Raw genomic sequence first — 19,229 nt, 5'->3', positions numbered from 1 at the left:
AAAATAATATTACAATATTGAGTATAAAAAAACTAGGAGGAAATACTATGCCAAATCCATATTTACCAAACTGGGAGTATATACCTGATGGAGAACCCCGTGTCTTTGGTGACCGAGTATATGTTTATGGTTCGCATGACAGTGCTGGTTCAGATAAATTTTGTGATTTTAAGCTAAAAGTATGGTCTGCTTCTGTTCATAATCTTTCTGACTGGATCTGCCATGGTGACATATTTCATACCCAGGACGATAGAGATCATAAAAGTGATACAGATTGGACGGATCACAGCCTTTTTGCCCCTGATGTAGTAAAAAAAGGAGACAGCTATTATCTTTATGCCTATATTGTAGGGGCAAGGGGCTGTGTTGCTGTCAGCGATAAGCCTGAAGGACCATTTAAACTAATTTCAACCTATCAATACAACATTCCTGAAGGAAAAAATGAAGAATTCTGTGGTCATGGTTCCTTTATTGATCCAGGCGTACTGGTAGATGATGACGGGCGCGTGTATATCTATTGCGGATACCTCAGCTCCTATATGGCTGAATTGAATTCAGAAAATATGTATGAAGTAATAGATGGAACCTATCAGGATGATATTATCCCAGTAGAAGCACCTTTCGAATTTTTTGAAGCCTGTTCACCAAGAAAGGTTGGAGATACTTACTACCTTATCTATTCTCCCAAAACAGGAAGCAGGCTTGTATATGCTACCAGTAAATCCCCAACAGGACCTTTTACTTATGGTGGAACCATTGTAGACAATGGTATTGATTACCCCGGTGGGAATAACCATGGCTCAATCTGCAAAATAAATGGCCAGTGGTATATTTTTTATCACAGAATGACAAACGGTACCATTATGTCAAGACGTGGCTGCGTGGAACGGATTGACATAATGCCTGATGGAACAATTCCGCAGGTAGAGATGACTTCTTTGGGCTTTGAGGAAGCTTTGTCACCTTATCAGATTACACCTGCTGATATTGCATGCGTACTGAAAGGCGGATGCATAATTACAGAAAAAAATATATTTACAAGAATTATTACCAATATTACCAGTGGCTGTATCATTGGATTTAAATATTTTGACTTTGGTGAGGATTTTTCAAGTAAAACCATGGAATTTAGTGCCAGTATAATCGGCTCTGGCTGTAAGTCTAAATTGCATATTTTCATTGATCACTATGAAAATGGAGAAGAGATTGGCTGCTGCAATATTGGGTTAGATGACAACTGCATTACAACAACTGTCAGAAATGTAACTGGCAGACATGCTGTATTTTTTGTCGTTGAAGACAGTTTTGGAGGTTATTTTACCGAAATGTTTAAGGGCAGACAGCTCTTTGAACTGATATCTTTTGTATTTAGCAAATAAGCTGCTATTCACGCAAAAAAGCACCCTAAAAAACAGGGTGCAGGATGATGCACACGTGTGGGTAAGGAATATAGTGGCTAAAGGACAGCCACACCCACAGGTTGTGGCAAAGTGTGTGTTCCTTATAGTTGATTAAAATCGCAAGTGTGTGGAACACACACTTTGTTCTAAATAACACTTTACATACACATTTTGAATATATTTATTACATCGTTCTTAGACAACGGAACATAAGCATATGCTAAATACCCAATACGGACTGCTTTTTCCGCCATTATATCAAAATATTCTTCCCCAATTCCAATTTCAGAAAAGCTCATAGGAATACCACAATCTCTGAAAAATTGTTCCGTCTTATCAATTGCCTGGTTTGCATATGCAAACTTGTCTTCCAACTCAGGTAGATGCCATACGTTTTTACCATACTCTACAAATTTATCCACTGTTTTTTCACTTAAAATATATCTCATCCACCGTGGGGTCAAAATTGCCAACCCAGTCCCATGTGTAATATCATAAAATGCACTTAACTCATGCTCCATTGGATGACAAGTCCATGCTCCTGCCTTCCCCGCACCAACTAATCCATTTAATGCAAGTGTACTTGCCCACATTAGGTTTGCTCTTGCCTCATAATTATTAGGTTCTTTTAATGCAATCGGACAATATTTAATGCAAGTTTCTAAAAGGCCCTCTGCAAATTTATTTTGAATAAAAGTATCTTCCTCTTGCTTAAAATAGCTTTCAAAAACATGTGACATAATATCAGCTGTTCCTGCTGCTGTCTGAATCGCCGGAAGTGAATACAAATACTCTGGATCTAATATCGAAGCCTGTGGTATCATATTAGAAGAAGCCGTTCCAAGCTTTTCATTAATCTCTGGATTAGATATTACTGCATTTTTATTCATTTCTGAACCAGTAGCCGCCAAAGTTAATACAGTCACCACAGGCAGGACTTCTGTAATTTTATCTGGAAACTCAACCAGTTCCCAAGCATCTCCTTCATAATAGAACCCTGCACCTATTACTTTTGAACAGTCAATTGTACTTCCTCCGCCAATTGCAAGAATTACCTCCACATTATGTTCTCTGCAAAGTTCCACTCCTTTTCTAACAGTATCAATTTTAGGGTTAGGTTCAACTCCAGGTAATTCAATAATGTTGCAGTCACTTAATAATTCCCTTGTCTTATCGTAAATTCCATTTTTTCTAATGCTTCCCCCACCATAAACTAATAGAACATTTTTCCCATGCTTCTTTATTGCTTCTGGTAAATTACTTATCATTCCTTTTCCAAAATAAATTTTTGTATACGCATTAAAAATAAAATTTTCCATTGAACAACCTCCTATTCTACTTGCTATTTTATCATTTAGCAGGCATTTCTACAACTAAAAAATCCCATACATGTATTTTAATCCTTTCATTAGTATGCTATGATAAGAAAATATCAAACAAGAAAAGAGGTTATTCCAATGAAAGCAATGGTTTTATTTAGCGGTGGTCTTGACAGCACAACTTGTCTAGCACTGGCTATCCAACGGTTTGGTGCAGACCATGTAATTCCTTTGTCCATTTATTATGGTCAAAAGCATACAAAGGAACTTGAAGCTGCCAGACAGGTTCTCACCCATTACAAAATTGAAGGGTTAGAAATTGATTTAACAAAAATGTTTTCCTTTAGCAACTGTTCTCTATTACAACATTCCGACGAGCAAATTCCAGAACAGTCCTATGAGGAACAATTGAAAAACAGTAATGGTTCTCCCGTTACTACTTATGTTCCATTTCGCAATGGACTTTTTTTATCAGCTGCTGCCTGTATTGCCTTATCAAAAGATTGCAGCTATATTTATTACGGTGCTCATAGAGATGACGCTGCTGGAAATGCATATCCTGATTGCAGTAGTTCTTTTCATGATGCCATGTCAACTGCTATTTATGAAGGCAGTGGAAAAGCTCTTCAACTTATTGCCCCCTTTGTTGGAATGACTAAAGCAGATGTAGTCCAAATTGGACTCAGTCTTCACGTTCCATATGAACTTACTTGGAGCTGTTATGAAGGGAATGAAAAGGCATGTGGAAAATGTGGAACCTGCCGGGATCGCATTCAAGCTTTTTTAAAAAACAATTACACTGATCCAATTTTATATGATGCACAATAGAATTTTACTTGCATCTTTTTTGTGAATCGGCTATAATTATTAAAAATAAATAGACAGTTCGAGACCATCCTGTCGTTAAACAAAACTAGGGAATATATCATAGTACATACTATGGTGTTTTTTGATGGCTTATGTTTATAACAGATGCCATTTTTTTATGCACACGTGTGGGTAAGGAATATTGTGGCTAAAGGACAGCCACACCCACAGGTTGCGGCAAAGTGTGTGTGGAACACACACTTTGTTCATTGTAAAACTACTGGGTGGTACTCATTTAGGAGGAACCACATGAACATTAATCAATTGACAAAAACTCAAAAACTCACTATCTCTGCAATGGTTACAGCTCTTTACATTGTAATCCTATATGTAACGCAGGGCTTTTCCTTTGGGGCATTCCAGATAAGGATTGCAACTTCTTTATATGGCTTAGGCTACCTTTGTCCATTTCTTATCATTCCCCTGGGACTTGCGAATTTCATTTCCAACATGCTGTTTGGTGGCCTGGGCATATGGGATATGCTGGGTGGATGCCTTGTAGGTATGCTGGCAACCTTTTCCACCTCCCTTATTCGAAAATATCAGCTTAGCAAATGGTGGATGGCTCTTGCCATTACATTAATTCCAGGACTACTTGTTCCTACATGGTTATCTTACTTGCTAGCTCTTCCTTATTTCGGTTTAGCTTTAAGCTTATGTATTGGTCAGACAGTACCTGGTATTTGTAGTGTTCTATTAGTGAGTATGATAGAAAAAACATTATTACATAAGGAGGAAGTGCACATATGAATAACAGAGATAAAGAAGAATTAAAGGGCATTACTTTTCTCGGAAATCAAAATATTAAATACTCTGATCAATATGCTCCAGAGGTTCTGGAGACTTTTCCAAATAAACATCCTGGTAACGACTATTTTGTAAAATTTAACTGTCCTGAATTCACCAGTTTGTGTCCTATAACTGGTCAGCCTGATTTTGCAACTATTTATATTTCATATGTTCCTGGAGAACGCATGGTAGAAAGTAAATCATTGAAGCTGTATTTGTTTAGTTTCCGTAATCATGGAGATTTTCATGAAGATTGTGTTAATATCATAATGAAAGATTTAATAAAACTCATGCAGCCAAAATATATTGAAGTTTGGGGTAAATTCACTCCTAGAGGCGGTATCTCCATTGATCCTTATTGTAACTATGGAATACCGGGAAGCATATGGGAAACAGTTGCATTTGAGCGACTGACAAAGCATGATATGTATCCTGAGAAAATTGATAATAGATAACTAAACTGCATCATTCTGCACCCTGTTTTTGGGGTGCTTTCTAGTATTCATCTATTTCAATCTTCCGTTCACTTTATCTCTGATTTTTTCCAACGCATGATAATATCGTATAGATTTCATCTTGGGGAAAGCTTTCATTAATCGACTCTGCTGAAAGCTTTTATGGTCAAGTAATTTCTTTACCCGCTCTGTATAAAACTCACTGGTCTCGAATTTTTCTACCAAAGTTGCTTTCCATTCACCTGTACGTTTCTTTTGTGAATCCAGAAATCCAAGAATCTGCTCCTCTAATTCCTTTAATCTTCCTTCCAATGATACAAACGACATAATTGTAACAATAAAATCAACTGTTCCAACTGCAACGATAACACCGCACAAGCCAAAAAGGAGCAGCTTGGAAATTGCACTAGTTACTTCTATAATAAACGGATGGACAATCTTAACCAACAATACAGAAAAGGTTCCAAAAACAATGGTTCCAAGAATACATACTCTTCCCTTAATATTCAGCTTCTGTTCAGTATAGTCCCACCATCTTGTATGAAATATTTTTTCAAGCAAAACCGATGTAATATACTCTATTGTTGTAGTTATCACTGCACTAAAAAGAAACAGCAAGTAAAACTTCATTGGAAATGGATAAAACATGACAAGTACTGCTACTGCGCCAAACCCGTAAATAGGGCAAATTGGTCCCGTTAAAAATCCACGATTGGTTAGCTTGCCGCCAGTAATGGAACATAATACCGATTCATAAAGCCATCCCATAAAACTATAAATTATAAACCATAAAAACCACATACAAATGCTTTCCACTGTCTTCACCTCATAAGTCTAATTTTTTTGTAATATCTTCAGGCATACAAAATAGGTTCGGATATATCCTAGAAATTTCACATATTGCACATATTTTATCTGCAATGCATACAATTGCACTTTGCCTATATTTTGGTGGATATATCACCAAAGGAAACATATGCTTTTTTATAATGTCAGCTTCCACTAAATTAATAGGAAATTGTCCTTTGGCATTTGCCAATGCTGCTGATGGATGATAAAACCCATGCCATTTATGCCCCAGACTCTTGTCATGCCAATCGTACAAGAAAAAGTCGTGCAACAAAGCTCCACGTATCAGGCTTCGTTTCCCCTCCTTCATTCTAAATACATTCCATATTAGAAAACTTACATAAGCAACAAATACTGAATGTTCTAAACAACTCACTCTTGCATGCTGTGTATATTCACTCATTGATGCAAAATCTTTATTTTCAACAAATTCCATTAAAACTTGAATAAAATATTCGTTTTGTCTCATAATACCTCATTACTCATTGTTACTTCAACATCATAAGTCGTCAAAGCCACTTAAGCTATTTCAAAAATTCCACTCCCAATGGTACCCTTATATAATAGCAAACAACAAGCTATAATGGCAAGAAAAAAATTGCAGGCTGCAACACAGCCTGCTAATAAGTAAGTTAGCATAAATCGTATTCTAAGTCACCAGCTACTTCCAAATTGTCTAAATCCATAATTGCATTATAAAAAATGTCGTTATGTGTATCTGCCAGTTTCTCATCGTATTGCATAGTCAACACCATGGTATGTCCAATGGTTGCAACGGAAAGCATGGTATTAACCGATGGAGCAAGGGGTGAATAAAAGGTAAGATCCTTTAATTCATAACTTCCATATTTATCTGCTATTTTAGCTTTAGTTAAGTTACTTATAAACAAGCCCTTTTTTGGCTTTATGTAGCCAATTAATTCTCCTATTTTTTCTGCAACTTTATTTGTATAATCAGAAAATGCATGAAAATACATTGCGGTTAACAGTGAAGCATCAAACTTACAAATAAACTTCAAACCGAAATATTTACTTTTATTACTACGAAGTTCCTTATGAATCATCTTATGGACTTTTTTGCAGTTATCCCAAAAGCCAATATTTTTATCATAGCAATGGTTAATTGAAATTACAGTTGCGTAGTTACCCATCCCCTTATCTCCGTCTTCTCTCACACTAGCTGCAAACTTAATGGTAATTTTATCGTCAAATGCTTTCAATAATGTAGTTGCCAGTGTACTATTTACTGTAACACCATTCTTTTTAGATAACTGAATAATTTTATCCAAACTGTTTCCTCTGATTTTAGCAGTTATTACTCTAGTTTTACGTTCCTCCCAAAACTTATTGAACATATTTAAATAATCATCATAATTAAAGTGTCTCTGTCTTTCATTCCACTTTTTATTTATGTTCTTGAATATAAAACGATGTAATGGTCCGATCTTCACATCACTTGGGAAATCCTTTTCCCCTAATACTTTAACCGGATATGTCTTTTTAATGTTGTATACCTCATCCTCTTTTCCTTCTTCTAACAACATCAAATTAGTCATTATTTTTTCGATTAAATAGGAATACGACAACCCGTCTCCAGCTAAATGATGGGCACAAACTACAAGCTTTGTAATCTGCTCGTTTTGGAAAACAATAAACCGAATTAATTCTCCCTTTTTGAAATTAAAAGGTTTTCGCTGCTGTTCATTCACTAATGTCTGAAGATTACTGCCTTCTTCACCTTCCCATTCTCTCATTTCTATATCAATATTGACATGTTCACAAGGTACATAATAACATTCACCTTTATAATCTGTTTCAATTCTACACCGAAGCATGTCAAAATGATTCACTGCATTCTCGATTGCGATTTGTAAATGCTTTTCTGAGGGAAATCCTTGAATTGTTGCAACAAACATTACGTGTATACTAGGGGAAGACAAAAAAACTCTTTCAAATTCTACTTTTGTTATCATAACATTTCTCTCTTTCTTTTGTATTTTCACTGTACTATTATGATTTCATTATATCACTATATCTTTCCAATTCAATAAAATACAACAAAATAAAAATTTATTATGAATTTATATATATTTTACGTATATCATTTGATATTTACATTTTTTACATTTCTAATTTTTGTTACTTGCAAATTCATTGTTTTTACCTTTCCCATCGTTTTGTTGCCCTATTTTCAATGATTTTACAATACCTTTAAGTTCACTTATCTTAAAAGAATGGGGTTTATTTATATAAACCTATGTTTATCTACTAATCCAATAACTATTGACAGATAACTTCATTTCTTGTTTTATCATTAAACTAATTATATATTTCTAAAATTTTTATAATTATCATAAATTTATTATAATTATAAGTTAGTAACCAGTTTCTCTAGCTCACTATATATTTTTTTAATATCCTTTGTAAATTTATCAATTTTTTCCATTATATTTTCACTGGAAGTATAACTTTCCTGTGAGCAACTGGATATTTCTTCAGTGGACGCTGATAACTGATTGATACTATTTACTATTGTTTTATTAGAATCTGTTATTTTATTAACATCAGATAAAATACCATCTGTAAGCGTCTTTAATGTTTTAATGCTTTCTCCACCTGTTGTAAAGCTATTATTCACATCACCAATCTGATAATTCTGCTTCTTAATATTACTAACTGATTCATCTAGTATTTTCATCGTACTGTCAGTTGCATTGCTAAGTTCACCAATAATATCTGTTATTTGCTGAGTTGATTTTCTTGTTTCCTCAGATAATGTTCTTATCTGTTCTGCAACAACTGCAAAACCTCTTCCTGCTTCACCAGCACGTGCTGCTTCAATAGACGCATTTAATGCCAGTAAATTTGTCTGATTGGAAATAGATAAAATTGCATTTGTTATTTCTGAAACATCTTTTACTCGTTCTGCAAGTTTTTGTATCGTGCTGTTCATTTCGTTTGCATTGTAATCAACAGTTTGTGACTGTTTTGTAAGTTCCTCTGATAAAAATACACCATTTCGAATAATATCTAAAAGCATACTTGTTGTTTGGTCCACCGTCTCAACATTGTTTAATGTCTTTCCAATAGACTCCTGTATATTTCCAGTCATATCTGCCTGATAACTGATTTCATTTACCGTTTCTTCTGTGCTTTCTGCAATTGCTTTCATTGAAATGCTATTGTTCTCTGCCTGCTGATTTATTTCAACCAATTCGTTTAAAATATCATTGAATTTAATATTTATTTCACTCACTGTACTTACTACTTTGTTTGCCGATTTTGTCTGCTGTTCGGCGGCTTCTACAATTTTTGCATGTGATTCCTTCATAAATAATAAAAGCAGCTTTGTTACGCTAAAAGAAACTACATAAATAATGAGTATCATAAATACAGCATATTCATAATCATCTCTCACAAAATTTTCAATTGTCAATGCTTTATAAATAAATTTAGCTATATTGATTAACATAGTTACGATTGATATCTCGTGTAACAACTTGGTATCTAAATAAAGCATTACAATAATCAGAATTGGAATACCATATGAATAATACATTATATTATCAAATATAAATAATTCAACTGTATAATTAATTAAATACACATATGAAATAATATGTAAGGTACTCTTTTTTTCACGCCCTGTCATATATATTATGATGGTTGTTATTACTACAGCAGCTGTAACTGCCAATCCAATTATATTTTCGTGAATTATCCCTTTTTTAGTAATATAAAGAACATTGTTTAACGCAAAAAAGAAACATAAAAACATTATTGAAAAAAACATAACTTTATTACAAGATTTAATTTGTTTGTTTGTTAATTCCATATTCTTTCCTCCACATTATAAATTTTGACCAATGCCTATTTTACGCTCATAATTTTTGTTGATGACACTTTTTACTTTCAGTCTACACTAAGGCCGCTATCTGTAACATTCCCCCCTCAAACTAAAATTTAGTTATAATTGCATGTCCAACATAAAATCTAACTTAGTATATAGTATACCACAAAGTAGAACATTTGATAATATGTTTATAGAATTTAATGCCATTTTTGTAAAAAACTTTTACTTAAAAACATTTAAAAAAAATAGAACTTCCCCCAAAGTTCTATTTTTTTATTCTTTTCCCTAATTTTACCTGTATATTTTTAACGCATAACCGTACTTTTTGAATCCCCCTTGTAAAAACCACTTCCCATAACCAATTTATCCTTTGCATCATTCAGTAGCTTTCCTAATTTCCCTGAAAGTAAATTCCTTCTCCAAGAATCGTTATTGCACACATATATTCTCCCATATATCCCTGTACTGTATATTACCTTTTGATAATTGCCTGAAATGGCAAATCTACTATTGGTTTATCACCATACGCTTTGACTGTGATACTATCAATTCCTTGAGAACCACTACATATCATAGCGTGCTTATAAGCTAGCGCCTGTTCCTTCGATATATTATCCTTTGCAATAATTTCTACTCCATTCGAGTACGATATTCCTTTTATTTTCACAGTCTGCCGATAAGGACATTCACTTGTCCAGTCTTCTGCTAAAAAAATCCCCTCTAAAATAACAGAACTGCCAGACTTGTGATCCTTAGAGCAAATATGCTCCACTAAACTTCCAATGGAAAAACTTATCTTCCCAAAGTTATCATTTGTATCTGCAATATTAATTGACTCACTTGTGTTATCCCCCACAAAAAAATCAAATTCCGCACAAATATCCACTTAAATTCCCTCACTTCTTAAATTCTCATAAATCCACGTTTGATAACAAACACATCATGTAATTGACAACTAGAAAAATTCCCCCCTTCAAGAATTATACATACTCCTTTCAAGATGGATACAATCACTTAGTCCCTTAGTAACTGTATCTTATGTAGCACACCGCTGCTGTATATATATCATAACACGAACAAGTGTTCGTGTCAATATAAAATGCGCTTATTTTTCAGAAACTATAATTTTACACCTTGCCATCTTTCCATTACTCAATGCAGCAGAAATGTATACACTCCCCTGATGCACCGGTGTTGCCTTTCCAGCTCTACTTATCTTTAAAATATCAGAATTACTGCTGCTCCAGCATATCTCATCAGAATCGATAGTAATCCACGAATCAATCTTCAAGTATCTCGATAAATCAAATCTGCACTTTTTGCTTTTTTTTATAGTTTCAGGAATAATCAGTCTGAATTCTGGATTAGTAAACCACACATCCGCTTCCTCAAAGTAATCTTTTTCTTCTATCTGCTTTTCATAAAAAAAACTCACTTTATAGTTAACTGGCTTGTTTATTTTATTCAATAGATGAATTTCAATCAAATAGCTGCCTCTCGGTAAAATAGGCTGACAACTATACTCCCGTGTATTTTCTGATAATGTAATCCCGTTAAAACTTAAAGAATGAGCCTCATCTTTTGTAAGATTAACCTGAATTTCACAAGTGCCTTCTGCTGCTATCCCCTCCAGCTCTATTTTCATTTGAAACTGATAGGATTCCTCAACAACAAGATTATGCATTTGAAAAAAACTTCCTTCTTCAGACTTAGAAGACAATGTTCCTTCAAAGCTCTCATAAAAGTTAATAGTTTCATCTTGTGAATGAATTGGTACATCAAATAAGTATATACAAAATCCTAATAGCAATAAAGGAAGTACACACATCTGATGTCTCTTCAGGTTAATTTTTTTAATAAAAAAAGATCTGCCCATATTAAACTCCTTTCCATATTTGTATAAAAAGTATACCACCGCACTCATACAAATATTGTAAATTCATGGACAGATTTTTATTTTTAATTAAATTTCCATTGCATTATTTCATCCACACTAATACAGTTTATTTTTGTCTGAAATAGTTCTTCCCTGCTGCCTGTCCAACAGACTGCCGCAGTATGTAGTTCATCTATTTCGTAAACCTGAAATAAATATTCATCTGCTTTTACTCCATCTGTTATTAACATAATATCTTCATTATAAAAACGAAACAAAAAAGAATCTAATGGGATAGACAGTCCTTTTCCTTCCGCTTTTGTGTAACTTTCCTTCAGTGTCCAGTATTTATAAAACTGTTTCAGCTGCTCCTCCTTCGGATGACTTAGTATCTCCTCATATTCTTCTGCTGCAAAAAATCTTTCTGCCAGATTTAAATTTTTTTCCCTGCTTTCTTCCACGTCAACTCCCAGAATTGAATCACCTACACCACATATAACCCAGTTACCAGAGTGAGATAAATTGAAATAGAGTCTATCTTGCCCACATAGTTCTGGCTTTCCCCACTCGTTATAAGAAAACTGAATCTCCTGGCCATTCATTTTTACATTCTTCTGCAACACATACCGTAATAATAGTTCAGCCAGAAGGGAACGAAGCTTATCTTCTCTCTTATAATACTTCTCAATTCTATTCTGTCTCTTTTCTGAAACAAATGTCTTCAGATAATTAAAGTTCTCTTCGTCAAAATGCTGTGGCACTAAAATAGCATATAATTGAAGCATTTTTCCTCCTTGAATAAAAACAAATTTTTGAATATTATATCACACATCACTCTATTTGTCAGTACAACCAATAAAGGATCAGCACACGCTGATCCTTTATTAGAATTACAAGTTATTTTTTAATTTTAAATTTAACTGTTTTTACATTTCCTGCTTTATCTGTAACTTTTAAGGTATATGTACCTGATTTTTTCACAACATATCCTGATTTAATCGTCTTTCCATTTAACTTAGCTGATTTTATTCCACTCTTATCGGTAAATTTAATGGTTTTGTTCTTTTTATAAGTCTTTCCACTTGTAACACCAGAAACCTTTGGCCGGGTAGTGTCTATTGTAAAAGTTACCGATGTTGCATTATCATAATTATCTGTTGCTGTTACTGTGTATGTTCCCGCTTTTGTCACATAGTGTTCATTCCCAATGCTGCTTCCGTTTAATGTTACACTCTTAATACCACTATAATCATTACATTTAATACATACTGTTTTTCTTGCAAGCTGATTATTCTTAACTCCTGAGATTACTGGTGCCGTTTCATCCTTTCCAGTCACTGACTCAATATCCTCACTTGCAGTAGTTGCATAGCACAAAAAGTCATAGGTATTGTACTCCATTTTCCATGTGACAGTTTTCTTATCTGAACTTAACTCACCATTTGTAGCTGTTATTTCCTTAGCAAAAGATAATGATATATTAGTGAACATATCATAATCCGTCATATATTCTGAAGAGTCAAATTCTTCTTTTTCCTCTGGAGTCATAATTGCTTTATAAACTCCCCTAAAAAAATCTTTTTTAAGTTCTACATTTTCTAAAAATCCCTCTGAATCACTTTCCGTTACTTCCTCTTCGGACATAAATGTTTTGCTAAATGCTGACTGAGATACTAAAATTTCTTTCATTTCATCCAGAGAAGATACTTCAATAAGCTTTTTAAAGCAAACATAATTTTTACCCTCAATCATTTTTGTAGATTTTGTAAATCCACTTTGTTCCATTTGGCTTTCATCTGTCGCTTCCCCATCATATAATTCATTATAGGTTTCTTCATCAATACAAACCTCATACCCCATTTTACCTGTACCATCTTCATTCACCATCATTGTTACTGTCTGCCCTCCATAGCAGCCTGACAAAATGACCGAAGATACCGCAATAATAGTAATTAAAAATAACTGTCTTAATCTTTTTTTCATATTTGTTTACTTAACAATCTGTTAAGTATCCTCCTTCCCTTTCAAACACTTTTACACTTGAGCATACTTCTACATTATATCATATTCCTATTTTATAAGGTACCGCTATTTTTCTAAAGCTTTTTCTGTATATTGATTAGAACCATTCCACAAAATCCACTCATCAAAGCCAGCCTCATAAACCGCTTTTATTTGCTCTCTTACCTCCACTTCACTATATTCTATTCGTGGTTTTAGCCAACTTGCGGTAAAATCCTGAAGCCATGGCCTGATTACTGCTTGATGTTTTGGAAACGCAGAAGCCTCAAGAACCTGTGTTGACTGCTCTAACGCATTGCGTATCATCTTGTACGGCTCTGCATTTGGATTATCTATTCCGTAACTTCCATTTGCATAGTGGGAAGGATAAATCATAGGGCAAATATAATCTAACTTAGCTGCCAGCTTCGTATAGCTCTGCCCTACTAACTTACTATCCACTTCACTATTGATAATAGTTCCGTACACATCTGCTGATACAAATACCCCCAATGGATTCAATGTCTCATACATATAGTTTGCAAATTCTGTAATCACCTCTCTCTTTGTTTTACCCTCTGCTTCCTCTCCAAATATGACCTGGTTTATTCCTTTTTCTGTTGGAAACCGAATGTAATCAAACTGAATTTCATCAAATCCCAGTTCAGCTGCGTTTTTAGCTACATCAGCCAAATACTCCCACGCTTTCTTTTTATAGGGATTAATCCATTCCAGTCCATTTCTATCTTGAAATAGAGTTCCATTTTTATCTTGTAATGCTAAAGATGGATTTTTCTTTGCAAATATCGGATCCTTAAAAGCCACAACCCTTGCAATTAAATAAATATTCTTTTTCTTAAGACGCTTAACCAGTTCTTTCATATCAGGTATATATCTGACTGTAGCTTCCATTTCTTTTGCCTGTTCCAAGTTCATCTTATATGTGATTTCACCATTATCATTTTTCACATCAATTACCATTGCATTCAATTCTGTTGTATCTACTAATTCAATCAGCTTATCAAATGGTTCACCCGTACCTGCCATAGGTCCTGATACGTATATGCCTTTTACTTTAACTGGTTCTCTTCCTTCACTTTCAGACGGTATCTCACTTACTGTCACGCTTGGTTCCTCTGAGGCCGCCACATGTTGATCTTCCTCTGGTTTCTTGGTAGAAATCACTTCCACTTTTTCAGTTGGAGCTAAGGTCTTTTCTATCCTTTCTGTCTCTTGTATGACATCTGTCTTAGGTGAAAGCATTATACTATACTGCTTTCCTATTATTCTATATATGAAAATCCCCCCTAAAATGCACAATAAAATAATAAGGGTTCCTTTCAGTTTTCCTCCTGCCCTAAAATTCTTTTTTAACATAACCACTCTTCCCATTTCATATTCTTTTTAAATATCTATCCAATAAATCACTTTATCAGTTCTGGCAAAATTCCCTTTTATCAAGATTGATTCCTTGACTTTTCAGCATTTCATAAATATCAGAAATTGGCAATCCAACAACATTATTATAATTACCCTCAATTTTTTTCACGTACTTGGCAAATATTCCTTGAATTGCATATGCCCCTGCCTTATCCATTGGTTCTCCTGTCGATATATACTCCGATATTTCATCTTCTGTTAACTCCGACACAGAAACTTTTGTTTCAGAAGCAAATGAAATTGTCTGTACCACTTTTCCATCCCTTATTACCATTACAGCTACACCTGTATAGACTGCATGTGTGTTATTTTGTATTCTCTTTAACATAAAGAATGCATCTTTTTCATTTAGGGGTTTACCTAAAATATCGTCTTCCAATACAACAATCGTGTCTGCGCCCAGGACAATATATTCTCCTTCTGTTTCAAGTTTTCCTGCAACATCATCTGCCTTTTGAAACGCCAGCTCCTTCGCTGCTTCAGCTGGTTCTGATGAACTGATTTTTTCCTCTACCTCACTGACAATCACTTTATATTCTATCTTGCATTGTTCCAGAATTTCTTTTCGTCTTGGTGACCCAGACGCTAATATAAGTGTAAACATCTTCCTATTCCTTTCTCATCAATAAATCGTTCTTTATCTCTAAATGTGCATAATCATTAAAGCGTTCTAAATAGAATCTCTTCTTTTTCTCATCATAATATAGTTCGGTAAAGCCACCTCTCTCAAGATATTTTCCAAAAAGCAGGCGGTTTGCCTGACTGCCCTGCAACAGTTCAGCTAATATTACGCGTATTGTTCCACCATGTGTAACAATTGCAATATTTTTATAGCTTGCTGCCGTTATCTCATCCAGTACAGGTTTGACTCTGTTAAAAACCTGTTTACCACTTTCACCGCCTGGATATGCCCAGTCTTCCTTCTCATGATACCTTGATTCCATAAACTCGCCATATCTGCTCTGAATATCTTCATCTTTTTGTCCCGTCAATTCTCCAAAATCAGACTCCCTTAATCCACGTCGTTCTTGTATAGAAAGTATTTGGTTCATCCGTTTACAAATCTGTTCTTGTATAATATGTGCCGTTTCCTTCGCCCGCATGAGATCACTACAATATAATGCATCAATATGATATGAGCTTAATCTCTGTCCAACCAGTGTTGCCTGTTCTTTTCCGATTTCGCTTAATCCTGTATTATCATTACATAGTATACTTTCCTGCCTGGCATGTCTAATTAAATATATTCGCATATTCCCTCCTGATTAATTCTTATTTTATTGTAGCAGGAAAAATTGGAATATGCAATTCCTTTATCTTCTCAATACCACCTTACAGCGGGCAGCTTATTTCCTGTTCCATTACATAATAAAATCTGATGCAGACTAATAATTCCATTTTGAAATGCAGCCTCACAAGAACATAAATACAGCTCCCATGTACGTACAAATCTTTCTCCAAATTTTTCTTCTATCTCCTGACGGTTTTTTTGAAATTGATCATACCAGCATCGTAAAGTTTTACAGTAATGAAGTCTTAGGTTTTCCACATCTAGTATCTGTAATTTGTTTTCTCCCAATTGCCAGACAACTTCCCGCAGGCTTGGTACTACGCCTCCTGGAAAAATATATTTTCTAATCCAAGGATCGCCTGAACGTTCTTCCAGGGAACTTATAAAATGAAGGAGTACTAGCCCGTCTGGTTTTAGAACATTACATAAGGTTTTGATAAATATATCATAGTTTTCCCTCCCAACATGCTCCAGCATTTCAATACTGACAACACGATCAAACTTTTTGTCAAACCGTGAAATATCTCGATAATCAAAATATCGGACCGTAACCATATCCTCCAGCTTTTCTTCTTCGATTTTTTGCTGAAATTCTTTATACTGCTCTTTACTTAAAGTAATCCCATATCCTTTTACCTTATACTTTTTTGCTGCTTCCAGTAATAGAAAACCACAGCCACAACCAATGTCTAGTACAGACATCCCTTCTTGCAGGCAAAGTTTCTCTAAGACATAATGGGTTTTATTGATTTGTGCCTCATATAAGGTGTTATTATCTTGTCTAAAATATCCACAGGAATAGCTCATAGTATCATCTAGCCATAACTTAAAAAAATCATTTCCAATATCATAGTGATAGGATGCATTGGCTTTCTCATGATACTTACTATGCGAGCTCAATTGAAGTTTTTTTAATAAATATTTATTTAAAGAAAATTTATCTATCTGACTCAAAAAATATGGCAGTACCTGAAATATATTTTCTTCCACTACCAAGTCTCCTTTTATATAAGCTTCTCCTAATGCTAATGATGTACTATTTAATAAATCCTTCTTAGGGATTTCTTTCAAAAGGTTTACTGTAAACCTTGGTTTATCTTTTCCAATTATATGTTTTTCTCCCTTGTACTTAACCATAAAACTAATTTGATTAAATTCATTAAAGTATTGTATGATATAATTATCCATTGCATTCATATTTGATTTGCCTCTCCATCTGTTATTCAAACTAACAATATTAGTAATATATTTCTATTTTTATCATAGAATAGTATCACATTTCATATTCGAGGTCAATATGAATAAAAAATATTTCACTAAAAAAGCTATTTTTGCTGAGTTAGCCGTACTATTAATACTTGTGCTATGTCTTACCTTATCAAAGACAAATGCTAATATAATTCCTACTTTTTCGCCTCAAAAGAACTATATAAAATGGGTTGATTTTACAGTAAGTTATCATGCCTTAGATTTGGCATATACTTATGATGTAGAGTCTTATGGTGAAGAGGTACATATTAACTGGATAGAACTACTGGCATATTGTGCAGCAAAAACAGGAGGTCAATTTTCTAATTCGACAAGCACTCAGATGAGCAAAGTTGTTGAAGAACTAAAAAATAAGGATGCTACAATGGACTCTCTGACAGAAAATCTAAAGTATTATTCTTACTATCTGGAAGCATATAATGCTGTGCTGGGTGGATTAGTCGGGGAGTATGAAGTTGAAACCTATTCTGAAACTGAACCAGGACACAAAATATGGGTTGAAAAATACGGCCTAAAAGGATTTTCTCCAATTGCTAAAGGATATTATTATAATGATTATGATGATTTTGGTGTTTCCAGGTCTTATGGATTTAAGAGACAGCATCTTGGCCACGACTTAATGGGTTCTACTGGAACACCTATTATTGCTGTTGAATCTGGCTATGTTGAAGCAATGGGATGGAACCAGTATGGCGGATGGCGTTTAGGTATCAGAAGTTTTGATAAAAAACGTTATTATTATTATGCACACTTAAGAAAGGATTTACCTTATAATACATCTTTAACTATTGGCAGTGTCGTTTCAGCAGGTGATGTAATTGGATATCTTGGAAGAACTGGATACAGTAACAAAGAAAACACAAACAATATTGACACCTCGCATTTGCATTTTGGTATACAACTTATTTTTAATGAATCTCAAAAAGAAGGCAATAATGAGATATGGATTGATTGTTATGCATTAACTAAATTTTTATGTAAAAACAAATCTGAAACTGCACAAATGGAAAATTCTAAAGAATATACCCGAGTATATAACATGAAAGACCCAGCAGTTACCAGTTATCAAGAGCATCTTGCAAAAAAGAAAAATCGTTTTCTATTTCGTCTCTGGGACTTTTTAAAAAAAGATGAAATATCCTGAATTTTTTTCTATATTTTATCGTATAAGTGCAAATACTATCCAAAGTATATATTAATTCTATTTTGATGACTTATTTGGAGGTACTAGCATGAGTATATTAAATGATCAGGATATTCCAATTGGATTTGGTATGGCATTAGCACAGAATCTGGATGCCATGTCCTATTTTTCTGGGTTAGATAAACCGTCGCAGCAGCAAATTATCAATAAAACCCATGACATTCATTCAAAAAAGGAAATGCAGAACTTTGTTTCAAAGCTTAGTGATCACGATTCTTTTTTCTAATAATACTATTTTAAAATTTCCTATTGGTGTTAAAAATGGCTATATTGCTATTTTTAACGCCTTTTTATTAGAAATTTCTTTTCAACTCCTATTACACGCAAAAAAAACAGCCTTTCGGCTGCCTCTTTCCTATACCTTCAAAACTACACACTGTATTCATCCAAACTTTTTGATTAAGCCTTCGACCTATTAGTATCAGTCAGCTCCATGTGTTGCCACACTTCCACCTCTGACCTATCTACCTCGTAGTCTGCAAGGGGTCTTATTGCCTTTCGGCAGGGATATCTTATCTTGAGGGGGGCTTCACGCTTAGATGCCTTCAGCGTTTATCCCTTCCAAACTTGGCTACTCGGCCATGCCTTTGGTAAGACAACCGATACACCAGAGGTT

20 protein-coding genes and 1 rRNA gene are annotated in these 19,229 nt (G+C 34.3%); 6 read left to right on the top strand and 15 right to left on the bottom strand.

Features of this window, described 5'->3' with window-relative positions; all coding sequences use genetic code 11:
- The first annotated feature begins 47 nt into the window (after positions 1 to 47).
- A complete protein-coding gene (locus BM305_RS08630; protein WP_092560301.1) occupies positions 48 to 1,379 on the top strand; it encodes a family 43 glycosylhydrolase in 1,332 nt (443 codons plus the stop codon).
- A gap of 179 nt (positions 1,380 to 1,558) precedes the next feature.
- On the opposite strand, the gene BM305_RS08625 is transcribed toward BM305_RS08630, so the two are convergent.
- Positions 1,559 to 2,719, bottom strand: coding sequence for an iron-containing alcohol dehydrogenase (locus BM305_RS08625; protein WP_092560300.1), 1,161 nt, complete (start codon positions 2,717 to 2,719; stop codon positions 1,559 to 1,561).
- 138 nt (positions 2,720 to 2,857) lie between these two features.
- On the opposite strand from BM305_RS08625, the gene queC reads away from it, so the two are divergent.
- The 3 genes from queC (at position 2,858) to queF (ending at position 4,830) form a co-directional block, all read left to right on the top strand.
- A complete protein-coding gene (gene queC / locus BM305_RS08620; protein ID WP_092560299.1) occupies positions 2,858 to 3,547 on the top strand; it encodes a 7-cyano-7-deazaguanine synthase QueC in 690 nt (229 codons plus the stop codon).
- Positions 3,548 to 3,835: 288 nt separating this feature from the next.
- Positions 3,836 to 4,336, top strand: a complete 501-nt coding sequence (locus BM305_RS08615; protein ID WP_092560298.1) for a QueT transporter family protein — start codon at positions 3,836 to 3,838, stop codon at positions 4,334 to 4,336.
- Positions 4,333 to 4,830, top strand: coding sequence for a preQ(1) synthase (gene queF / locus BM305_RS08610; protein WP_092560297.1), 498 nt, complete (start codon positions 4,333 to 4,335; stop codon positions 4,828 to 4,830). The genes BM305_RS08615 and queF overlap by 4 nt, the downstream gene beginning before the upstream one ends.
- A gap of 51 nt (positions 4,831 to 4,881) precedes the next feature.
- Here queF and BM305_RS08605 read toward each other — a convergent pair whose 3' ends face one another.
- The 13 genes from BM305_RS08605 to BM305_RS08550 all read right to left on the bottom strand — a co-directional run bounded on the left by BM305_RS08605 (position 4,882) and on the right by BM305_RS08550 (position 17,337).
- Complete coding sequence (locus tag BM305_RS08605; protein WP_207649468.1) at positions 4,882 to 5,631, bottom strand: putative ABC transporter permease; 750 nt, start codon at positions 5,629 to 5,631, stop codon at positions 4,882 to 4,884.
- Positions 5,632 to 5,656: 25 nt separating this feature from the next.
- A complete protein-coding gene (locus tag BM305_RS08600; protein ID WP_177214640.1) occupies positions 5,657 to 6,148 on the bottom strand; it encodes an HD domain-containing protein in 492 nt (163 codons plus the stop codon).
- Positions 6,149 to 6,311: 163 nt separating this feature from the next.
- Positions 6,312 to 7,652 (bottom strand): condensation domain-containing protein, encoded by a 1,341-nt coding sequence (locus BM305_RS08595; RefSeq protein WP_092560295.1) that lies wholly within the window; start codon positions 7,650 to 7,652, stop codon positions 6,312 to 6,314.
- 395 nt (positions 7,653 to 8,047) lie between these two features.
- The gene (locus BM305_RS08590) at positions 8,048 to 9,514 is read right to left on the bottom strand and encodes a methyl-accepting chemotaxis protein (RefSeq protein ID WP_092560294.1); all 1,467 of its coding nucleotides are present in this window, start codon (positions 9,512 to 9,514) and stop codon (positions 8,048 to 8,050) included.
- A 323-nt stretch (positions 9,515 to 9,837) separates the two neighbouring features.
- Positions 9,838 to 9,972: a hypothetical protein gene (locus BM305_RS19635; RefSeq protein ID WP_272481956.1), complete on the bottom strand. Its 135-nt coding sequence runs from the start codon at positions 9,970 to 9,972 to the stop codon at positions 9,838 to 9,840.
- 32 nt (positions 9,973 to 10,004) lie between these two features.
- Positions 10,005 to 10,418, bottom strand: a complete 414-nt coding sequence (locus tag BM305_RS08585) for a hypothetical protein (RefSeq protein WP_092560293.1) — start codon at positions 10,416 to 10,418, stop codon at positions 10,005 to 10,007.
- A 219-nt stretch (positions 10,419 to 10,637) separates the two neighbouring features.
- Entirely contained in the window at positions 10,638 to 11,408 is a 771-nt protein-coding gene (locus tag BM305_RS08580) for an Ig-like domain-containing protein (RefSeq protein ID WP_092560292.1), read from the bottom strand.
- An 83-nt stretch (positions 11,409 to 11,491) separates the two neighbouring features.
- On the bottom strand, positions 11,492 to 12,193 hold the full coding sequence (locus tag BM305_RS08575) for a 4'-phosphopantetheinyl transferase family protein (RefSeq protein ID WP_092560291.1): 702 nt from the start codon (positions 12,191 to 12,193) through the stop codon (positions 11,492 to 11,494).
- A gap of 112 nt (positions 12,194 to 12,305) precedes the next feature.
- On the bottom strand, positions 12,306 to 13,391 hold the full coding sequence (locus tag BM305_RS08570) for a hypothetical protein (protein ID WP_092560290.1): 1,086 nt from the start codon (positions 13,389 to 13,391) through the stop codon (positions 12,306 to 12,308).
- 105 nt (positions 13,392 to 13,496) lie between these two features.
- Entirely contained in the window at positions 13,497 to 14,786 is a 1,290-nt protein-coding gene (locus BM305_RS08565; RefSeq protein ID WP_177214639.1) for a putative glycoside hydrolase, read from the bottom strand.
- Positions 14,787 to 14,841: 55 nt separating this feature from the next.
- The gene (locus BM305_RS08560; protein WP_092560288.1) at positions 14,842 to 15,453 is read right to left on the bottom strand and encodes a Maf family protein; all 612 of its coding nucleotides are present in this window, start codon (positions 15,451 to 15,453) and stop codon (positions 14,842 to 14,844) included.
- A 4-nt stretch (positions 15,454 to 15,457) separates the two neighbouring features.
- The gene (locus BM305_RS08555) at positions 15,458 to 16,102 is read right to left on the bottom strand and encodes a histidine phosphatase family protein (RefSeq protein ID WP_092560287.1); all 645 of its coding nucleotides are present in this window, start codon (positions 16,100 to 16,102) and stop codon (positions 15,458 to 15,460) included.
- Positions 16,103 to 16,170: 68 nt separating this feature from the next.
- Positions 16,171 to 17,337 carry an SAM-dependent methyltransferase gene (locus BM305_RS08550; protein ID WP_092560286.1) on the bottom strand — a complete coding sequence of 389 codons (1,167 nt, stop codon included), beginning with the start codon at positions 17,335 to 17,337 and terminating at the stop codon, positions 16,171 to 16,173.
- Between the two features lie 100 nt (positions 17,338 to 17,437).
- Here BM305_RS08550 and BM305_RS08545 point away from each other — a divergent pair, with 100 nt between their 5' ends.
- Together BM305_RS08545 and BM305_RS08540 are read left to right on the top strand one after the other, a co-directional pair.
- Entirely contained in the window at positions 17,438 to 18,553 is a 1,116-nt protein-coding gene (locus tag BM305_RS08545) for a M23 family metallopeptidase (RefSeq protein WP_092560285.1), read from the top strand.
- 88 nt (positions 18,554 to 18,641) lie between these two features.
- Positions 18,642 to 18,839: a hypothetical protein gene (locus tag BM305_RS08540; RefSeq protein WP_092560284.1), complete on the top strand. Its 198-nt coding sequence runs from the start codon at positions 18,642 to 18,644 to the stop codon at positions 18,837 to 18,839.
- 169 nt (positions 18,840 to 19,008) lie between these two features.
- On the opposite strand, the gene BM305_RS08535 is transcribed toward BM305_RS08540, so the two are convergent.
- A 23S ribosomal RNA gene (locus tag BM305_RS08535) occupies positions 19,009 to 19,229 on the bottom strand; the annotation flags it as partial.

The sequence above is a fragment of the Anaeromicropila populeti genome, assembly GCF_900112775.1.
GTDB classification, from domain to species: Bacteria; Bacillota; Clostridia; order Lachnospirales; family Lachnospiraceae; genus Anaeromicropila_A; species Anaeromicropila_A populeti.
The sequence above is the reverse complement of the archived record's forward strand: the minus strand, read 5'-3'. Positions and strand labels throughout refer to the sequence as shown.

Excerpts from the sequence above, each read along its gene's own strand:
- BM305_RS08565 (WP_177214639.1), bottom strand. The coding sequence starts at position 14,786 with ATGTTAAAAAAGAATTTTAGGGCAGGAGGAAAACTGAAAGGAACCCTT.
- BM305_RS08560 (WP_092560288.1), bottom strand. The coding sequence starts at position 15,453 with ATGTTTACACTTATATTAGCGTCTGGGTCACCAAGACGAAAAGAAATT.
- BM305_RS08575 (WP_092560291.1), bottom strand. The coding sequence starts at position 12,193 with ATGCTTCAATTATATGCTATTTTAGTGCCACAGCATTTTGACGAAGAG.
- BM305_RS08605 (WP_207649468.1), bottom strand. The coding sequence starts at position 5,631 with ATGTGGTTTTTATGGTTTATAATTTATAGTTTTATGGGATGGCTTTAT.
- BM305_RS08590 (WP_092560294.1), bottom strand. The coding sequence starts at position 9,514 with ATGGAATTAACAAACAAACAAATTAAATCTTGTAATAAAGTTATGTTT.
- BM305_RS08570 (WP_092560290.1), bottom strand. The coding sequence starts at position 13,391 with ATGAAAAAAAGATTAAGACAGTTATTTTTAATTACTATTATTGCGGTA.
- BM305_RS08545 (WP_092560285.1), top strand. The coding sequence starts at position 17,438 with ATGAATAAAAAATATTTCACTAAAAAAGCTATTTTTGCTGAGTTAGCC.
- BM305_RS08615 (WP_092560298.1), top strand. The coding sequence starts at position 3,836 with ATGAACATTAATCAATTGACAAAAACTCAAAAACTCACTATCTCTGCA.
- queF (WP_092560297.1), top strand. The coding sequence starts at position 4,333 with ATGAATAACAGAGATAAAGAAGAATTAAAGGGCATTACTTTTCTCGGA.
- BM305_RS08550 (WP_092560286.1), bottom strand. The coding sequence starts at position 17,337 with ATGAATGCAATGGATAATTATATCATACAATACTTTAATGAATTTAAT.
- BM305_RS08555 (WP_092560287.1), bottom strand. The coding sequence starts at position 16,102 with ATGCGAATATATTTAATTAGACATGCCAGGCAGGAAAGTATACTATGT.
- BM305_RS08595 (WP_092560295.1), bottom strand. The coding sequence starts at position 7,652 with ATGATAACAAAAGTAGAATTTGAAAGAGTTTTTTTGTCTTCCCCTAGT.
- BM305_RS08600 (WP_177214640.1), bottom strand. The coding sequence starts at position 6,148 with ATGAGACAAAACGAATATTTTATTCAAGTTTTAATGGAATTTGTTGAA.
- BM305_RS08625 (WP_092560300.1), bottom strand. The coding sequence starts at position 2,719 with ATGGAAAATTTTATTTTTAATGCGTATACAAAAATTTATTTTGGAAAA.
- BM305_RS08540 (WP_092560284.1), top strand. The coding sequence starts at position 18,642 with ATGAGTATATTAAATGATCAGGATATTCCAATTGGATTTGGTATGGCA.
- BM305_RS08630 (WP_092560301.1), top strand. The coding sequence starts at position 48 with ATGCCAAATCCATATTTACCAAACTGGGAGTATATACCTGATGGAGAA.
- BM305_RS08580 (WP_092560292.1), bottom strand. The coding sequence starts at position 11,408 with ATGGGCAGATCTTTTTTTATTAAAAAAATTAACCTGAAGAGACATCAG.
- queC (WP_092560299.1), top strand. The coding sequence starts at position 2,858 with ATGAAAGCAATGGTTTTATTTAGCGGTGGTCTTGACAGCACAACTTGT.